Source organism: Methylobacterium sp. 1A (genome assembly GCF_058072805.1).
In genome coordinates this window covers 347,099-363,156 of sequence record NZ_JBYQVE010000002.1, presented here as the reverse complement: position 1 = coordinate 363,156, position 16,058 = coordinate 347,099, and the positions used below count along the sequence as shown (strand labels likewise).

Annotated in this window: 28 protein-coding genes; 23 read left to right on the top strand and 5 right to left on the bottom strand. The window is 69.3% G+C overall.

The genetic code is table 11. The features are described from left to right. Positions 1 to 48: 48 nt before the first annotated feature. From ACX9MN_RS21800 to ACX9MN_RS21785, 4 genes are all read right to left on the bottom strand, one after another. Positions 49 to 423 carry a hypothetical protein gene (locus ACX9MN_RS21800; RefSeq protein WP_489725417.1) on the bottom strand — a complete coding sequence of 125 codons (375 nt, stop codon included), beginning with the start codon at positions 421 to 423 and terminating at the stop codon, positions 49 to 51. A gap of 89 nt (positions 424 to 512) precedes the next feature. After that, the gene (locus tag ACX9MN_RS21795) at positions 513 to 668 is read right to left on the bottom strand and encodes a hypothetical protein (protein WP_489725416.1); all 156 of its coding nucleotides are present in this window, start codon (positions 666 to 668) and stop codon (positions 513 to 515) included. Then, entirely contained in the window at positions 665 to 970 is a 306-nt protein-coding gene (locus tag ACX9MN_RS21790; RefSeq protein WP_489725415.1) for a hypothetical protein, read from the bottom strand. The genes ACX9MN_RS21795 and ACX9MN_RS21790 overlap by 4 nt, the downstream gene beginning before the upstream one ends. After that, positions 967 to 1,209 carry a hypothetical protein gene (locus ACX9MN_RS21785; protein WP_489725414.1) on the bottom strand — a complete coding sequence of 81 codons (243 nt, stop codon included), beginning with the start codon at positions 1,207 to 1,209 and terminating at the stop codon, positions 967 to 969. Before ACX9MN_RS21785 ends, ACX9MN_RS21790 begins: the two co-directional genes overlap by 4 nt. A gap of 88 nt (positions 1,210 to 1,297) precedes the next feature. Here ACX9MN_RS21785 and ACX9MN_RS21780 point away from each other — a divergent pair, with 88 nt between their 5' ends. The 21 genes from ACX9MN_RS21780 (at position 1,298) to ACX9MN_RS21680 (ending at position 14,776) form a co-directional block, all read left to right on the top strand. Beyond that, positions 1,298 to 1,978 carry a helix-turn-helix domain-containing protein gene (locus tag ACX9MN_RS21780; RefSeq protein ID WP_489725413.1) on the top strand — a complete coding sequence of 227 codons (681 nt, stop codon included), beginning with the start codon at positions 1,298 to 1,300 and terminating at the stop codon, positions 1,976 to 1,978. 450 nt (positions 1,979 to 2,428) lie between these two features. Next, positions 2,429 to 2,578 (top strand): hypothetical protein, encoded by a 150-nt coding sequence (locus tag ACX9MN_RS21775; protein WP_489725412.1) that lies wholly within the window; start codon positions 2,429 to 2,431, stop codon positions 2,576 to 2,578. 2 nt (positions 2,579 to 2,580) lie between these two features. Continuing rightward, positions 2,581 to 2,865 carry a hypothetical protein gene (locus tag ACX9MN_RS21770; RefSeq protein WP_489725411.1) on the top strand — a complete coding sequence of 95 codons (285 nt, stop codon included), beginning with the start codon at positions 2,581 to 2,583 and terminating at the stop codon, positions 2,863 to 2,865. Then, the gene (locus ACX9MN_RS21765) at positions 2,862 to 3,185 is read left to right on the top strand and encodes a hypothetical protein (protein WP_489725410.1); all 324 of its coding nucleotides are present in this window, start codon (positions 2,862 to 2,864) and stop codon (positions 3,183 to 3,185) included. Before ACX9MN_RS21770 ends, ACX9MN_RS21765 begins: the two co-directional genes overlap by 4 nt. Further along, a complete protein-coding gene (locus ACX9MN_RS21760) occupies positions 3,182 to 3,577 on the top strand; it encodes a hypothetical protein (RefSeq protein WP_489725409.1) in 396 nt (131 codons plus the stop codon). Before ACX9MN_RS21765 ends, ACX9MN_RS21760 begins: the two co-directional genes overlap by 4 nt. A 107-nt stretch (positions 3,578 to 3,684) precedes the next feature. After that, positions 3,685 to 4,002: a helix-turn-helix domain-containing protein gene (locus ACX9MN_RS21755; protein ID WP_489725408.1), complete on the top strand. Its 318-nt coding sequence runs from the start codon at positions 3,685 to 3,687 to the stop codon at positions 4,000 to 4,002. Further along, positions 3,999 to 4,367 carry a hypothetical protein gene (locus tag ACX9MN_RS21750; RefSeq protein ID WP_489725407.1) on the top strand — a complete coding sequence of 123 codons (369 nt, stop codon included), beginning with the start codon at positions 3,999 to 4,001 and terminating at the stop codon, positions 4,365 to 4,367. Before ACX9MN_RS21755 ends, ACX9MN_RS21750 begins: the two co-directional genes overlap by 4 nt. A gap of 42 nt (positions 4,368 to 4,409) precedes the next feature. After that, positions 4,410 to 5,207 (top strand): ERF family protein, encoded by a 798-nt coding sequence (locus tag ACX9MN_RS21745; protein WP_489725406.1) that lies wholly within the window; start codon positions 4,410 to 4,412, stop codon positions 5,205 to 5,207. Between the two features lies 1 nt (position 5,208). Beyond that, on the top strand, positions 5,209 to 5,844 hold the full coding sequence (locus ACX9MN_RS21740) for a lambda exonuclease family protein (protein WP_489725405.1): 636 nt from the start codon (positions 5,209 to 5,211) through the stop codon (positions 5,842 to 5,844). Beyond that, positions 5,844 to 6,902 (top strand): hypothetical protein, encoded by a 1,059-nt coding sequence (locus ACX9MN_RS21735; protein WP_489725404.1) that lies wholly within the window; start codon positions 5,844 to 5,846, stop codon positions 6,900 to 6,902. Before ACX9MN_RS21740 ends, ACX9MN_RS21735 begins: the two co-directional genes overlap by 1 nt. Continuing rightward, a complete protein-coding gene (locus ACX9MN_RS21730; protein ID WP_489725403.1) occupies positions 6,902 to 7,030 on the top strand; it encodes a hypothetical protein in 129 nt (42 codons plus the stop codon). Before ACX9MN_RS21735 ends, ACX9MN_RS21730 begins: the two co-directional genes overlap by 1 nt. Further along, the gene (locus ACX9MN_RS21725) at positions 7,030 to 7,296 is read left to right on the top strand and encodes a hypothetical protein (RefSeq protein ID WP_489725402.1); all 267 of its coding nucleotides are present in this window, start codon (positions 7,030 to 7,032) and stop codon (positions 7,294 to 7,296) included. Before ACX9MN_RS21730 ends, ACX9MN_RS21725 begins: the two co-directional genes overlap by 1 nt. Beyond that, complete coding sequence (locus ACX9MN_RS21720; RefSeq protein WP_489725401.1) at positions 7,289 to 7,657, top strand: helix-turn-helix domain-containing protein; 369 nt, start codon at positions 7,289 to 7,291, stop codon at positions 7,655 to 7,657. The genes ACX9MN_RS21725 and ACX9MN_RS21720 overlap by 8 nt, the downstream gene beginning before the upstream one ends. Continuing rightward, positions 7,654 to 10,239, top strand: a complete 2,586-nt coding sequence (locus ACX9MN_RS21715) for a DNA methyltransferase (protein ID WP_489725400.1) — start codon at positions 7,654 to 7,656, stop codon at positions 10,237 to 10,239. The genes ACX9MN_RS21720 and ACX9MN_RS21715 overlap by 4 nt, the downstream gene beginning before the upstream one ends. A gap of 4 nt (positions 10,240 to 10,243) precedes the next feature. Next, positions 10,244 to 10,903, top strand: a complete 660-nt coding sequence (locus ACX9MN_RS21710) for a hypothetical protein (RefSeq protein ID WP_489725399.1) — start codon at positions 10,244 to 10,246, stop codon at positions 10,901 to 10,903. Then, positions 10,896 to 11,864 (top strand): DUF5131 family protein, encoded by a 969-nt coding sequence (locus tag ACX9MN_RS21705; RefSeq protein ID WP_489725398.1) that lies wholly within the window; start codon positions 10,896 to 10,898, stop codon positions 11,862 to 11,864. Before ACX9MN_RS21710 ends, ACX9MN_RS21705 begins: the two co-directional genes overlap by 8 nt. Next, the gene (locus ACX9MN_RS21700) at positions 11,864 to 12,295 is read left to right on the top strand and encodes an ASCH domain-containing protein (protein WP_489725397.1); all 432 of its coding nucleotides are present in this window, start codon (positions 11,864 to 11,866) and stop codon (positions 12,293 to 12,295) included. Before ACX9MN_RS21705 ends, ACX9MN_RS21700 begins: the two co-directional genes overlap by 1 nt. After that, positions 12,292 to 12,675: a DUF4031 domain-containing protein gene (locus tag ACX9MN_RS21695; protein ID WP_489725396.1), complete on the top strand. Its 384-nt coding sequence runs from the start codon at positions 12,292 to 12,294 to the stop codon at positions 12,673 to 12,675. Before ACX9MN_RS21700 ends, ACX9MN_RS21695 begins: the two co-directional genes overlap by 4 nt. Continuing rightward, positions 12,672 to 12,881, top strand: coding sequence for a hypothetical protein (locus ACX9MN_RS21690; protein ID WP_489725395.1), 210 nt, complete (start codon positions 12,672 to 12,674; stop codon positions 12,879 to 12,881). Before ACX9MN_RS21695 ends, ACX9MN_RS21690 begins: the two co-directional genes overlap by 4 nt. Continuing rightward, complete coding sequence (locus ACX9MN_RS21685; RefSeq protein WP_489725394.1) at positions 12,878 to 13,360, top strand: hypothetical protein; 483 nt, start codon at positions 12,878 to 12,880, stop codon at positions 13,358 to 13,360. The genes ACX9MN_RS21690 and ACX9MN_RS21685 overlap by 4 nt, the downstream gene beginning before the upstream one ends. A gap of 207 nt (positions 13,361 to 13,567) precedes the next feature. Continuing rightward, on the top strand, positions 13,568 to 14,776 hold the full coding sequence (locus ACX9MN_RS21680; RefSeq protein WP_489725393.1) for a site-specific integrase: 1,209 nt from the start codon (positions 13,568 to 13,570) through the stop codon (positions 14,774 to 14,776). Positions 14,777 to 14,796: 20 nt separating this feature from the next. Here the strand turns inward: ACX9MN_RS21680 and ACX9MN_RS21675 are convergent, their stop codons facing one another. Beyond that, positions 14,797 to 15,330 (bottom strand): hypothetical protein, encoded by a 534-nt coding sequence (locus ACX9MN_RS21675; protein ID WP_489725392.1) that lies wholly within the window; start codon positions 15,328 to 15,330, stop codon positions 14,797 to 14,799. Between the two features lie 137 nt (positions 15,331 to 15,467). Between ACX9MN_RS21675 and ACX9MN_RS21670 the strand changes: the two genes are divergently transcribed. Continuing rightward, entirely contained in the window at positions 15,468 to 15,698 is a 231-nt protein-coding gene (locus tag ACX9MN_RS21670; protein ID WP_489725391.1) for a ribbon-helix-helix domain-containing protein, read from the top strand. A 10-nt stretch (positions 15,699 to 15,708) separates the two neighbouring features. Then, positions 15,709 to 16,050, top strand: coding sequence for a hypothetical protein (locus tag ACX9MN_RS21665; RefSeq protein WP_489725390.1), 342 nt, complete (start codon positions 15,709 to 15,711; stop codon positions 16,048 to 16,050). Positions 16,051 to 16,058: the final 8 nt, after the last annotated feature.

The window sequence follows — 16,058 nt, the reverse complement described above, 5'->3', positions numbered from 1 at the left end:
TCGCGGACGAGAACGGCAGAGCCGACGATGTGCACGGGCACCGACATTTCAGGCCGCCTTTCGGAAGAGGCGGCCAACCGCGCGGATGACGCGCTTCAGCGTGCCGGCATCGTTCGCCGCGGGCCGAGGCTGCTCCGGCTGGCGAACGACAACTGCAAGGGGGAGCAGCAGCACGTCGCCGCCCGCGGCGCGGTGCGCGAGATAGGCCTGCAGGTCCGCATCCGCCGCCTGGCGGTCCAGCTCCTGCGCCGCCTCGTGCATCCCGAGCGCCAGCAGCGCGATGTCCGCGCTCCGGCCCGTCGCCGCTTCCGCGGGACGGCGGCGCTGGATCTGCTCGACCTCAAGAAATAGCCCCGAGGCGCCGAAGCGGAGGATCCGCGCGAGCTGCATCAGGCGGTCGGCGGCGGTGAGGGCTTGCGGCATGGCGGTCGTCCGGAGGGAGACCGCCACCGAGGCCGCGGCCTCGACGCTGGCGACGGCAGGGGCACGCGGCGAAAGGCGAGGGGCGGCCATCACAGGACCGCCAGGGCGCGACAGCCGATCAGCAGGGCCGGCAGCACGGTGATCGCCGCGATGATCGGCCGAAAGCCGAGCAAGCTACCGGCGGCGACGCCGGCAGAGACCACGACCATCAGCTTGAGGAGGAAGAGCAGTGCCGCGAGCATCATTGCCCCCGCGACTGCGGTGCGGATGGTCCGCGGAGAGGGCAGGCGTTCGACGGGCCGGTCACCCGCAGCGTCGCGCCCTTGAAGGCGCCGGAGCAGACGACGCCATGGACACACGCGCCGTTGACGCCGCGCGCCGTGAAGCTGGTGTGGAAGCTGTCGCTGTCAGCGCAGCCGAACGGCGTGTAGCCGCCGATCGCGATATCGGTGAACCCGTAGAGCTCAACCGTCTGGCGCGCGACATCGCTGTCGGAGCAGCTGGCCAGGGCGAGCGTCGCGGCAAGGAGGAGGGCGCGGCGCATCATGCCGCAGCTCCCTCGACGGGAATGCCGTTCTCACCGGGGATCCGGAAGAACTCGGGGCAGAGAAGGCGCCGGCTGATGCCACACGCCTTCTCGATCCGCACGGCGAGGTTCGGCGAGCACCGCCCAACCTGCTTGGCCTTGTTGATGGCCGCCTGAGAGACCCCGCAGGCTTTGGCCAGCTTGGCTTCCGATCCACGGTCGCGGATCGCGGCTTCGATGAGAGGGCGAACGTCCGACATGGCCGGGAATATGATCGGTTCGGTTGTTGGTTGTCAACAACCAGAATTCCCGAGCAGTTCCACAACCAAGGTTGTAGGATTCTCGACGATGAGCTGGCACGAAGAGATCCGCGAGGCGCGCATCCGAAAGGGCTTGGGCCAGAAGGCCTTGGCCAAGCTCATCGACGTGTCTCAGGCCACCATCGCGAAGATCGAGGTAGGCCAGGTCCGCAGCACCGAGCACCTAGCGAAGCTCTGTGAGGCGCTGGACATCGACCCGTCCACGATGCCGGAGGAGGCTTTCGGTCGATCGCGGCCGCCACAGCGCCAAGCGCAGGCGAGCGCCGCGCCTGTTCCTGAATATGCGCGTGATCCGGCCTACTGGGCGGCGGCCGCCGGCCTTGTCGGCGACGTGCCGCTATACGCGGCGGCGGAAGGCGGAGCCGGCGCGCTCATCATCGAACGCGAGCCGATCGGTAGCGCCAAGCGCCCGCCGATCCTGCAAGGCGTGAAAGACGGCTACGCCATCTATCTGGTTGGCGAGTCGATGGTTCCAGAGTTCGAGCCCGGCGATACGCTCTTCGTCAATCCGAGGCTGCCGGTTCTGGCGAACACGTCTTGTGTCTTCTACAGCTCCAAAGCCGATGAGCCTCGCGCTACCGTGAAGCGCTATCTCGGAGCCTCAGAAACCGAGTGGCGGGTGCGACAGTACTCGCCGAGCAAGGACTTCGGTCTTGACCGTGAGGAATGGTCGACCCGTCACCGGATCGTGTCCAAGAACTTCCGGTAGCCCTCAGAACGGCAGATCCTCTTCGCTGGCCTCGCCGAGGCTGCGCACCACGCGCGGCTCGTCGAACTCGCCCGTCTCGGGATTGCCTGTCCGAGCGAAGACCATCACCGAAGCTTTCCGCGGTGCGATGCGCTCAGCCAGTCTAACCGCCGCGGCCTCGGTCCGCGCCTCCTGAGGAGGGTCCATTCGGACACCCTGTCGGTCCCGAGTGAAGCTCTGCACCACGTAAAACGTTCTCTCGACGCTACTTTGCGACTTCATCGGGTTCTCCCGGGACGCATTGCCCGGCCCCGATGTTCCTCGTTCGTTCTACCGTAAGTCAACTGCGGTTGTAGCGTGCGACCTGTGGACAACCACCGACCACAGCGGATGGTAATCCGGTAGTTGACAACCAACAACCACGGTTATACCGTCTCTCCATCGCCGCTCACCGAGCCGATGGAGCCCCAGATGCTCACCGCCTACCTCGACAATCTTCAGCACGCCTCGGCCACCACTGCGGTCGCGCACTGCCTGCTGGCATCGCTGACCATCGGCTTCGGCCCCTTCGTGCCGGGCTTCATCATCCAGCACGTGGCCGCCGTCCGGGGCGCCCGCTGACCATGGCGACCCACTCCGCCAAGGCGCGCGCCGCCAGCCTCGCCCGCTTCGCCGCCCGCTGTGATGCCGGCCGGGCGAGCCTCCGGGATCCCCGCTTCCGCCCGAGCCAGAGCCCGGCCCTCAACGCGGCGATCGCCGAGATGGAGGACCACCGCCGCCGGTGGGACGCCGGGCGCGCCGAAGCTCTCGCCGCCACCGGCTGCACCGACGCGCCGGTCCGCGACGTCCGCATCGACCTCAACCACGCGCCGGCCGGCCGCCGGTCGCCGACCGGAGCCCTGCTGTGAACGCGCCGCACCCGATCCGCGCCCTGCACGGGCATCTTCTCGCCACGGCGCCGAGCCTCGATGCGATGGTCCCGGCCGAGCCGCTTCCCAGCGCGTCCGAGGCTCTCGGGCGCCTCGAATCCTCCCTCGCGATCCTCGACGCGATCAGCGAGTCCACGCTCTCGGCGGTCCACCACCTGGAGCGGGCAACGATCGCCGGCGCCGGACAGCGCGCCGACATGGGCCGCCTGGAGGACGTCGCCGCGAAGCTGGCCGCCGCGGCGCGCCGGGCCGAGGCCGCCCGCGCCCGCGTCGCCGACAAGCTGGCGGGTGCGCGATGAGCTGCGCCGTCCGCTCCGCCCCGGACCATCAGGCGTTCATCGCCCTGGTTGACCGCTACGCCGCTGAGTTCGGCCTCCCGACCTACAGCGACATGGTCCGCGCGCATCATCTGCGCGATCGGCAGGCCTCCGACCTCTATGGCGCGCTCCGCGCCGTCGAGAGCCATGTCGGTGACCTGCAGCTCCTCCTCGCCCAGACGGGCCTCGACCAGCCACAGGCCGTCGTCGAGCACGTTCTGGAGGAGGCGCTGGAGAAGGCGACCGCCGCGACCCAAGCTGCCGGCATCGCCCTCTTCACCGCCGAGACACGCGTCGACCTCGACGGCCGCACCGACGTGATCGTCATGGCCGAGGCGCGCACGCGGCTCCGGGCTGCCGGGAGGCGTCTGTGAGGGCCGCCCGTACCTCCGACGCTGCGTTCCTTCGGATCGACCGGCGCCCGCCGTCCCGCCCGCGCTTCGCCGCCACTGGGCCGCGACCGCGCGGGATCCCGAGCACCGTGGAGCTGTCCGAGCGGCAGACGGTCGCCGGCATCATCCGCGAGGCCCGTCTGCGGGCCGGCCTACCGCAGGCCGAGATCGCCCATCTGCTCGGCGCATCGCAGACCGCGCTTAGCAGCTGGGAGCGCGGCGACGAGCCCGTGCCCTTCGCTCGCCGCGCCCAGCTCGCCGGCCTCTACGGCTTCGATCTCAGCCTCATCGCCGGCCTCGACGCCGAGAGCGTCGCGCTGACCGACGACGAGCGCTCCCTCCTCACCGCCTTCCGCCACATGCCCGCGGAAGGCCGCCGGGCCCTCCTGGAGCTTGCCCGCCCGTGAGCATCGTCAGCTATCTCGACCTCGCCCTGGCGCTGCCGGCGGCCCTCGCGCTGGCCGCCCCCGAGCCGCGCCAGGCCGCGCCGGCGCCCGAGGATATGCGCCTGACGCCCGCCGAGGCGGCCGAGCTGCTGCCGCGCGCCGGCATGGTCCACGTCCAGGTCGGGCAGATCCGCGCCCGCTGGGAGCGCGGCGACCTCATCGCGGCGCTCCGGGCCGGCCGAGAGCGTCGCCTCACGCTCGCCTCCCGATCCGCCGGGTTCGGCCTCTCCTTCGTCCGCGACAGTGGGGAATCCGTCCTCGTCCAGACCGACGACGCGAAGGTCCGCGGCTGGCTGGAGCGCCAGGCCAAGCGGGCAGGGGAGTGAGCCTGCCACCCGCCCCGTAGCCCGCCCCTCAGGAGATCCGCCGTGAACCAAGCCAAGCAGCAGCTCGCCACCGTCGAAGACCACCCGCCAGCATCGGTCGCCGTCCAGCCGGCCGAGGGCGCCGCTGTCCTGTCCATCATCGAGCGGATGGCCCGGGACCCGAACATCGACCCGGACCGCGTCGAGCGGTTCCTCGTCATGGCGCGCGAGGACCGGGCCGAGCGCGCGCGCATCGCCTTCAACGCCGCGATGTCCGCCTGTCAGGCCGAGTTGCCGCGCGTCCTGCGCGATGCCCGCAACTCGCATTCCGGGGCCTCCTATGCGCGCCTGGAGAGCATCGCCAAGGCAACGGCGCCGATCATCGCCCGGCACGGCTTCTCGCTGTCGTTCGACACCGAGCCGTCGCCGATCCAGGGCAACCTCCGCGTCACCTGCACCTGTGCCCACGAGGCCGGGCACGAGCGCGCCTATCACCTCGACCTCCCGCCCGACACCGCCGGCGCCCAGGGCAAGGCCAACAAGACGCCCATCCAGGGGATCGGCTCCACGATCACCTATGCCCGGCGCTACCTCGTCCTGCAGGTGTTCAACATCGCGCTGACGAACGACCCGCACGACACGGACGGGGCGCCGGCCGGCGGCAACGACGACGTCATCAGCGACGAGCAGGCGGAGCAGATCCGCAAGCAGCTCACCGAGCACAAGATCCCGCCGGACCGGCTGCTGCGCTTCTTCGGCGTCGAGAGCGTGCCGGACCTGCCGGCCGCCCGGTTCGACGAGGTCCTCGCCTCCATCAAGACCACAGTGGCCAACCGCGCTCGCCAGCAGGAGGGCCGCTGACATGGCCGACATGGTCCAGGGGAGCCCAGAGTGGCTCGACGCGCGCTGCGGCAAGGCGACCGCCTCCCGCATCGCCGACATCCTCGCCGTGAAGAAGGACGGCAAGCCGACCGCCGAGCGCGAGCGCTACCTGATGGAGCTCGTCGGTGAACGGCTGACGGGGCTCACGACCCAGCACTACCTCACGGGCCCGATGCTGGAGGGCTCCGAGCGTGAGCCGCAGGCGGCCGACGCCTACGCCTTCCTACACGGCGTCGACGTCGACCAGATCGGTTTCGTCGAGCACCCGAGCATCGCCATGGCCGGCGCCAGCCCGGACCGGCTCGTCGGCGATCTCGGCCTCGTCGAGATCAAGTGCCCGACCCTGCGAACGCACCTCGACACGCTGCTCTCCGGCACGATCCCGGAGCAGTACCTGCCGCAGATGCGCTGGCAGATGGCCTGCACGGGCCGGAAGTGGTGCGACTTCGCCTCCTGGCACCCGAGCGTGCCCCCGTCCCTGCGCCTCTGGGTCAAGCGCCTCCACCGCAACGACGAGCAGATCGCCAAGGACGAGGCCGCCGTGCGCGCCTTCCTCGGCGAAGTCGAGGCCCGCGTGGCGACCCTGTTGGCCATCGGAACGGCGGAGGCCGCCTGATGCGCAAGGTCGAGGTCAACCTCCACGACACGCATATCGGCCTCTGGCAGGCCGATGCGAACGATCCGACACTCAAGTCGGAGATCTTCGACGAGCTGCTGCGCCACCTCACGCGACGCGGGTTCAAGGTCACTGCGGACCCGCGCATCGTAAAGCAGTTCCGCTGCCTCAGCCCCAGGCATCGGATCGCCGCCCGTGGCGATCTGCGCGCCGAGATCCAGGTTAACGGGCGCGTCGTCGAGCTTCGGTGGTGGTCGGAACGATCACCGTCCGAAAACCGCAACGGCCCGCGCTACGGCTTCGACCACCGGAAGCGTATGCCCTACCTCGACGGCCTCCGGTTCGAGCTGGAGCTGCGCCACCTCCTGAAGTGGCTGGCCGAGCGGGCCGACGTCGCGATGCGAGCGCCGCACCGGCAGGATTTCCGCTGCGGCCGCGGCCGCGGCGAGCTGCCGGCAGCCGAGTACATCCAGGCCCGCTACGCTACCGACTGGCACACCGACAAGGATCTCGGCCGCCCCGGGTCCCAGGACTACGACCGCAAGTCGGGCGACGGTGACGGCAGCCTCGTGGAACACGGCGCCCGCGTCTGGTTCCGCGATCGCAAGGGCCGGATCGGTACGGGCATCGCGCACTCCGACGGCGGCAGCCGCTGGATGATCGTGACCGGCCCCTACAGCATCACGTGGGCCAGCAGCTTCGAGATCTACACGCGCCGCCCTGCCGACCTCCGGCGGAAGCGCAACGAGCGTGAGCGCCGCAAGCGCCTCGAGGGCGAACTGGCCAAGGCGATCACGCGCATGGATTTCCTGCGCGCTGAGACCCTGCGCAAGATCCTGTTCGGTGCCGAGCTGACCTACGGCATCTGGGCGGTCGACAAGGAAGCGTTCTACCGCTCGGACTATGCCGGCTACACCACGGACCGGATTTCTGCGGGCCGGTACACCTGGGACGAGGCCGCGGCCGAGGTCGAGCGCGTTCCGCACGAACTGCGCCTGGTCCTGCCGGATGGCCGGCATCTGAAAGCCGGAGAGCTCTCCATGGCGAGGGCCGCCTGATGTGCTGGCCGAGCTTCTCCATAGGCTTCGGCGCCGCGAGCACCCTGGCTGCCTTCGCCTGGATGATCGTGTCCGCCGCCCGCGACCTGCGGGCCGAGGACGCCGCGCGCGGGGAGGGCGACCGCTGATGGCCGCCCTTCGCTGCCCCCAGTGCACCCGCACGCTCGCCAGCACCGAGGCGATGTTCTCGCACGTGAAGGCGAAGCACGGGCTCAAGGCCGCCCGCGCCTGCGTGCCGGAGCATCCGGTCTTCGTCCGCGAGGCCGAGCGGCGCGCGCGCCGCCAGGGCCACAACCCCGAGCCCAGCATGGCCGACCTCGTCGTCGAGGCCACGCTCCATCGGGCCATGGGCCTGCCTGTCGACCCCGATATCGCGGAGATGTTCGATGTCTGACGCCACCACCGTGCCCGGCCCGAAGCGCTGCACCGAGGTCGACGCCCGGATCGGCGGGCGGATCCGCATCGCTCGAGAGCAGGCGCGGATGAGCCAGACCAGTCTCGGCGACGCCCTCGGGATCTCGTTCCAGCAGGTCCAGAAGTACGAGCAGGGCAAGAACCGGATCTGCGCCGCCAACCTTCAGCGCGTCGCGGACCTGCTCAAGGTCCCGGTCGAGGCCTTCTACGACGGGCCGGCCGCTATCCAGGCGTCCCCGCCGCTCACGGTCGAGCAGGCCTGGGCCGAGCATCGCGCCGCCACCAAGGCCCTCGAGGACGCGCTCCAGCGCGAGGCCGCTGCTCTGCAGGTGGCGGCGTGAACGCGGTCCCGGACTATCGCGCCTTCCTCGAGGCGAAGGCCTGCGCCGCGCCGGTCACCGGCTACACGGTCACGGACGCGGAGATCCACTCGCGCCTCCTGCCGCACCAGCGCGCGATCGTCGCGTGGGCCGTCGCCGGCGGCTGCAGGGCGATCTTCGCCCTGTTCGGCCTCGGCAAGACCGGCATGCAGCTCGAGGTCCTGCGCCTCGTGCTGGAGCGGACCGGCGGCCGCGCGCTGATCGTGGCCCCGCTCGGCGTGCGACAGGAGTTCATCCGCGAGGCCGCCGCGCTCGGGCAGACCATCGCCTTCGTGCGGCGGTCCGAGGAGGTCGACGCACCCGGCCTGTACCTCACGAACTACGAGAGCGTCCGCGACGGCCGCCTCGACCCCGCCCTCTTCGAGGCCGCCTCGCTGGACGAGGCGAGCGTGCTGCGCTCGTTCGGCTCGAAGACGTACCAGACGTTCCTCGGGCTGTTCCGCGGGGTGCAGCACCGCTTCGTCGCGACCGCCACGCCCTCGCCGAACCGGTACAAGGAGCTGATCCACTACGCCGGCTTCCTCGGCGTCATGGACACCGGCCAGGCCCTGACCCGGTTCTTCCAGCGCAACTCTGAGAAGGCGGGGGACCTCACCCTCTACCCGCACAAGGAGCGCGAGTTCTGGCTCTGGTGCGCGAGCTGGGGCGTGTTCCTGCAGCGCCCGTCCGACCTCGGGTTCTCGGATGAGGGCTACGACCTGCCGCCGCTCATCGTGCGCTGGCACGAGGTGCAGACGAACCTCGCCGACGCGGGCGCGGACCGGGACGGCCAGGGCATCCTGTTCCGTGCCTCGGCCGTCGGGCTGGCCAGCGAGGCGCGCGAGCGCCGCGACAGCCTGCCGGCGCGGGTGGCGAAGCTCTCCGAGTTGCTAGCCGCCGACCCGGACAGCCACCGCATCCTCTGGCACGACCTGGAGACGGAGCGCCACGCGATCTGCGCGGCCGTGCCGGATGCGGTTGCCGTCTACGGCAGCCAGGACCTCGACGAACGCGAGGCCGCGATCCTCGCCTTCGCCGACGGCGAGATCCGCAACCTCGCCGCCAAGCCGATCATCGCCGGGTCCGGCTGCAACCTGCAGCGCCACTGCCACAAGGCCGTGTTCCTCGGCGTGTCGCACAAGTTCAACGACTTCATCCAGGCGATCCACCGCATCCAGCGGTTCCAGCAGGCGCACCCCGTCGAGATCGACATCATCCACTCCGAGGCCGACCGGGAGACCGTGCGGGACCTGCAGGCGAAGTGGGCGCGCCACGACGAGATGGCAGCACAGATGGCAGAGATTATCCGTACCTACGGCCTGTCTCAGGCCGCGTTCGCGCAGGCGCTTGCCCGGTCCATTGGAACGGAGCGCATCGAGGCGTCCGGCCACGACTGGCGCATGGTCAACAACGATTGTGTCGATGAATGCCGGCGCCTGCCAGAGAACAGCCTCGACCTGATCGTCACGTCGATCCCGTTCTCGAACCACTACGAGTATACGCCGAGCTACAACGATTTCGGCCATACCGACTGCGACGAACACTTCTTCGCGCAGATGGATTTCCTCACGCCGGAGCTGCTGCGGGCGCTCAAGCCCGGCCGGCTCGCCTGCATCCACGTGAAGGACCGGATCCTGTTCGGCTCGGCTACGGGCTTCGGCACGCCGACGGTCAACCCGTTCCACGCCAAGACGCTGTTCCACTACCAGCGCCACGGCTTCGCCTACATGGGCCTGATCTTCATCGACACCGACGTGGTGCGGGAGAACAATCAGACCTACCGCCTCGGCTGGACGGAGAACGGCAAGGATTCGACCAAGATGGGGGTCGGGTGCCCCGAGTTCGTTCTGATCTTCCGGAAGCTGCCGTCGGACCTGTCGAAGGCTTATGCCGACGATCCGGTGACGAAGACGAAGCCGCACTGCCTCACGGCCGAGGGCGGCCTCGTACCGTTCGACCAGCGCCTGCCGTCCGTGCCCGGTACCGGCTACTCGCGCGCCCGCTGGCAGGTCGACGCGCACGCCCGCTGGCGGTCCTCCGGCGACCGGCTGATGCCCGCCGACGAGATGGCGAAGCTCGGGCCCGACGTCCTGGCGCGCGTGTTCCGCGAGTTCAGCCTGCAGCAGGTCTACGATTACGAGACGCACGTCCGGATCGGCGAGGAGTTGGAGGCGCGGTTCGCCCTGCCGTCGCAGTTCTTGAGCTTGTGGCCGGGATCGTCCCGGGACGACGTGTGGACCGACATCGCCCGGATGCTGACCCTGAACACGGGGCAGGCCGCGAAGGGCCGCGAGAAGCACGTCTGCCCGCTCCAGTTCGACATCGTGGACCGGCTGATCGAGCGCTACTCGGCCCGTGGCGAGCTGGTGTTCGACCCTTTTGCCGGCATCGGCACGGTACCGCTGCGGGCGGTGAAGGCCGGGCGCCGCGGCGCCGGCGTCGAGCTGAACCCCGGCTACTTCTCAGACGCCACGGCCTACCTGCGGGCGCAGGAGCGCGCCCACGCAACGCCGACCCTCTTCGACCTTCTCGCGGCCGAAGCCGCGCCCATCGCAGCGGAGTAGCAGTATGGCCGAGTCCAGCACCATCACGCGCGAGATGATCGAGGCCGGCGCGCGGGCCCTCTACCTCAAGGATCGGGGCGTCCCGGATGACGCGTGGGGCCGCGACCTTCCCGAGAGCACCATGGAGCTGTGGCGCGGCTACGCCCGGGCGGCGCTGATGGCTTCTGCCGCGGCGATGTTCGGCTCGAAGCGCCGCCCGCATTACGGCGGCGCCTGCCTTGGCGTGGACGGCATGGGCGCGACCCTGCACCTCCGCAACGGCTCGCTGGAGCTCGTCTTCAAGGACGAGGTGCTGGACCTCATCAACGAAGAGGGGCGAGACCTCTACGTGGCGCGCCTCGCGGGCTCGGAGGTCCTCGCGCTCCGGCAGTGGCTGATCGACTTCCTGCCGGCGTCCGAGGCCGAGATCAGCGCGGGCCATGGCGTGGCGCCGCCCGTGAGCGTCACCGTTCCCGCCCCCGGCACCGAGGAGCGTCTCTTCTGGCTGGAGGCGGCCGAGCAGCACGGCTTCGAGAGCACCAGCGGCGAGGAGGAACTGCCCGCCTTCGACCCGCCGGCCTACCTCGCCACCGAGGACGAGGTGCTGAAGCTCATGGCCGCGGCCCGCGAGCAGGGGCGGAAGGACGTGCTCGACGCCCTCTCGACGGGAGGCGCCCGTGGCTGAGAACAGCAAGATCGAGTGGACCCACCACACGATGAACTTCTGGCTCGGCTGCACCGCGCTGAGCCCGGCGTGCGACCACTGCTATGCCGAGGGTTGGGCGAAGCGGACCGGCAACGCCGCGCTGTGGCAGGGTGAGCGCCGCCGCACCAGCGTCGCGCTATGGCGCCAGCCGGCGAAGTGGGACGCCGCCTGCGCCGCGACGGGCACCCGCCAGCGCGTCTTCACCAACTCGCTCGCCGACTTCTTCGACAACCAGGTCCCGGCCGAGTGGCGGCATGACGCCTGGGCCGTGATCGCCGACGCCCGGCATCTCGACTGGATGGTGCTGACGAAGCGTCCCGAGAACATCGGGAAGATGCTCCCGCTGATGGACAGCTCGGCGCCCGGCTACCGGCCATGGAACGAGCGCTGGCCGTGGCAGCATGTCTGGCTCGGCACGACGATCGAGGATCGGGCGCGGCTGCACCGCCTCGACAAGCTGCGCGCCGTCCCCGCAGCGGTCCGCTTCCTGTCGATTGAGCCCCTGCTCGAGGATCTCGGCGAGCTCGACCTGTCCGGCATCCACCTCGTGATCGTCGGCGGCGAGAGCGGGCCGCGCGCCCGCCCGCTGAACCCCGCGTGGGTCCGGTCTCTGCGCGACCAGTGCGCGGCCCAGGGCGTGCCGTTCTTCTTCAAGCAATGGGGTGAGTGGCTGCCGGGTCAGAACGAGCGCGCGAGCTGGGACGACGAGGGGCAATCCTCGGCGCATTGGCAGGACGGCAAATGGGGGCCGTTCACCCCACCGAGCCCGGCCAAAAACTACGTCATGTGGTCACCCGACGGGATCGCGCATCCGGGCGGTTCCCGCACAGCTGAGAACTGCTTCCCGGTCGCAGCGTGGGCAGCCCGCGTCGGCAAGAAGGCCGCTGGCCGGCTCCTCGACGGCGTGACGCACGATGGCATGCCGGAGGTGCGCTCCTGATGGTCGCCTACAGCTTCAAGAAGCAATTCGGTCCGCCGATCCTGGCCGGCACGAAGGCGCAGACGATCCGCGCCGACCGGAAGCGCCACGCCCGGCCGGGCGAGATGGTGCAGCTCTTCACCGGCATGCGGACGCGGCAGTGCCGGCGGCTTGGTGAGAGCCGGTGCGTCGAGGTCCTGCCGGTGCGAATGGCCTTCTCCAAGCGCGGCGCCGCCGAGCTGATGCAGGTCGGCGAGCGCTACCTCGTCACCGGCGGCCAGATGGACGCTTTCGCCCGGGCAGACGGGTTCGCGGACCTTGAGGCCATGGCCCGCTTCTGGTGGGCCGAGCACCCGCCCGAGGGCGGCAACGTCCTCACCTTCGAGGGCATCCTCATCCGCTGGCAACCGCTCGTCCCGGCCGACGCGCTCGACATCGCGGGGGCCGCATGACCTGCTATGTCGACCAGCCCATCTTCCCGTTCGGGCGCATGATGATGTGCCACCTCTGGGCCGACAGCCTCGACGAGTTGCTGGCGATGGTGGACCGCATCGGCGTCGACCGGAAGTGGATCCAGGGCCACCCTGATCTCTCGTTCGGCAAGCACCGCAACGCCTCGTGGGTCCACTTCGACATCGCGAAGGGCAAGCGCGCCCTGGCGATCCAGGCCGGCGCGCTGGAGACCGACCGCTACGGGGCCAGCTACTTCGACGCGCAGCAGCGCGGGCGAACCAAGATGGTCGCGGACATCGAGGCAATCCGGGCCAAGGCCGGGAAGCCGGTCGATGGCATCACCCGGCCGACCGAGGACACGAGCGGGAGGGCAGCGTGAGGGAGCCGACCCAAGCCGAGATCCTCGCCGGCAAGGCGCATCCAGGCTGCATGTGCGGCCGGCGCTTCCCCGACACGCCCTGGGACGCGCGGAAGCACTGCGGCTTCTGCGCACCGCCGCCCGAACCCTGCGAGTGCGGCGAGAGCTCAACCTATGACCTGGAGGCGGGTGTCTGGCGCGAGCCGGCGTGCCCGAACTGCGCATGACCCGCCGCTACGCCGCCGACACGTCGGTCCCGATGGACCGCAGCATCTCCGAGATCCGGACGACCGTCCGACGCTACGGCGCCAGCGAGTTCGCCCACATGGAGAGCGATACGCAGGCCGCGATCCACTTCACCATGCGCGGCCGGCGGATCCTGTTTCGGCTCGCGATGCCGGATCCGAAGAGTGCCGAGTTCGCCCTCACCGAGACGGGCAAGGTGCGTTCAGCCGGCGTCGCCGAGGCGGCCTGGGAGCAGGCCTGCCGGTCGCGCTGGCGGGCGCTCGCCCTGGTCATCAAGGCGAAGCTGGAGGCCGTCGAGGTCGGTATCGTGGTGTTCGAGGATGAGTTCCTCGCCAACACGGTGCCGCCGGGCGCGAGCGTCACCTTCGGCGAGGCCGTGCGCGAGGACATGCGGCTCGCCCACGAGAAGAAGGCCCTCACCCCGCTGTTGCCGTACCTCGGAGGGGGCAGTGCCGCGTAGCGCTAGGATTCCCGCCCCGAACGAGGTCACGGACGAGACCATGATGCCGCTCAGCGTGGCCGCCGAGGTCGCGGTCGCGCATGGCGTCGTCACGAGCGCGTCGGCGAAGGCCTTGCGGCGCGAGGCCGAGCATGATCGGCTAACGACCTACGAGGTATTCGGGCGCCTGCACACGACCCTCGGCGACATCAAGAAGATGGTGAAGCGATGCCGCGTCCAGCCAAGGGTGCCCGCCTCTACTTCAAGGCCGCCGACGACCGCTGGGTCATCCGAGACACCGGTGGCATCGAACGCGGCACGGGCTGCAGCTATGGAGAGCGTGAGGCGGCTGAAAGAGCGCTGCAAGCCTACCTCTCCGAGAAGCACACCCCCGATTTCGGCCGCGGTGATCCCGCTACAGTCGAGATCGCGGACGTCCTGAAGCTCTACGCCGACGAGCACGCGGCCGGCACGAAGCGGCCCGACGTGGCATGGTCGGCGCTCCCGCACCTGATCACCTTCTTCGACGGGAAGAAGGTCGCGCACGCCACGCCGAACCTGTGCCGGGCCTACGCGAAGTGGCGGACCTCGCAGCCGCAGGCGAGGTTCAAGTTCGGGCCGGGCTACCGGTACGCGACCGAGGCCGAGGTGCCCCGGGTTGGCGATCAGACCGCCCGCCGCGAGCTGGGCGTGCTCTCGGCCGCCTTCGGCTACGCGCACAGCGAGCACAAGCTGCTCTACCCGGTCCCCGTGACGATGCCGGACCGGGCGCCGGCGCGTGATCGGTGGCTCGGCCGCTCGCAGGCGGCCGCGCTGCTGCTCGCCGCACTGGGCTTCCGGCCGACCGGGCGGCACGATGCGAAGGGGAAGGAGATCTGGCGGCGACCGCGCGAGAAGGCGCGGCCGGGCGAAGAACGGGGCCGCGCGCTGTTCGTTCAGCGCCACGTCGCCCGGTTCATCCTGGCGGGCCTCTACACCGGCACCCGGCACGAGGCGATCCTGCGCCTGAAGTGGATCGAGAGCACCGACGGCGGCTTCGTCGACCTGCGCTCCGGCATCATCTACCGGCGCGGTACCGCCGAGGGTGAGTCCTCGAAGCGGCGGACCCCGATCCCGATGTCGAAGCGGCTCGCCGCGCACATGCGGCGCTGGCGGAAGAACGGCGCCTACGTGATCGAGTTCGAGGGCAAGCCGATCCTGCGCCTACGTCGCGCCTGGACGACGGCGCGGAAGGGGGCCGACCTCGGCGAGGAGATCACGCCGCACGTCCTGCGCCACACCTTCGCGACGTGGGCCGTGATGGCGGGCGTGCCGTTCGGTAAGGTCGCTCGGGCGCTCGGCACCACCGAGCAGGTCGTGGAGCAGGTCTACGGCCACCACCTGCCGGAGCATCTGCGCGGCGTCGTCGAGACCGTGTCGCGCGGCGGCAGGTCCTAGAACTGGCGATCCAGCCGGATCTAAGCCTCTGACACCTTCCGGCTGACCATGGCCTCGTCGATACGACAGGCAAGAGCACCATCGCAGTCCGTAAGGCGCTGGTTCTCATTGTCCTGAATGAGCGACGCTTTCTGTCCGCTCTTCGCGACGACCATCTTCTGTACCCGGAGGGTCCGGCAGCGTTTTTTGATCAGGCTGGTGACGGTCAGAGGAGCCGTCTTGCTGTCGTTGATGAAGTAAGCGTTTTCGTCCTCGTTCATGCATTCGAGGATCAGATCGGCGTGCACTTCAAGGACGCCGATATGCTCATCGACCACTTCCAGGCGGTCTGCCACTTTATCAAGCAGTTTTACTGCCTCTCTCCGGACTTCCGAAGACGGGTGCTTCTTCGAGATTACGGCTGCTGTCAAAGCGACTTCTGATAATTGCGCGACCATGCGGTTTGCCTCCCCATCGTATTCAACGGAGGCGGGTCTCTGGAATGGCACTATCTGCCCTGAGGCAGCCGGGCGGCAGCTACACTGGTCCTCGGACGATGCGGCGCTGTCGCTCATGTGGCGGCCCTTCCATTCCCTTGCGGTTACACATACCTCATTGTTACGCGGAAACCAAGCGCAAACCACGCGGTTTTTGATTGACTTTAACCGCCATTGTCGCATGTTCTCCGTGTCCGCCAGAAGGGAAACGTCGCATGTCTGGGAAATCCAAGCAGCTGTCATTCGTGGCAGACGAGGAGACCCTTGCTCTGATCGATAAGCTCAAAAAAGAGCTGAAGGCGCCGACCACGACGGCCGTCTTCAGGAAGGCGCTGGCGATCGCCAGAGTGGCCGCAGAGCAGGCTCGCGAGGCCGACGGCGTGGTAACGGTGACTGGCAAAGGTCAGCCAGCGGCCGAAGGCGTGAGCATCGCGCTCCAGGCCTGAGGCTAGCATCGTGCCGAACGGGACCACGCTGTCGCTTGACACCCTATCAGCGGGCATCTCGCTCAAGGACACGATCAAACTTCGCCAGCAGGAACACGCTGAGCAGATATCCAGCCGCCTGATCACCCTGTTTGGGTGGTCGGTCGGCTGCACCTGGGCGTTGGCGCTGGTCCTTGCCGCAGCCGACTATGCCTTCATCGGCTTCCATCTGATGCAGGCAGCGGACCGTCTCGTGACCGAGAAGGTGCTGCTCGCCATCATTGCCGCGACGATCGCCCAACTGGGAGCGGTTGTGGCCGGTATTGTCTATGCCGTCTTCAAGGTGCCGCCGCCCGAGCCCGAGGAGGCCTAGGCGGCTGC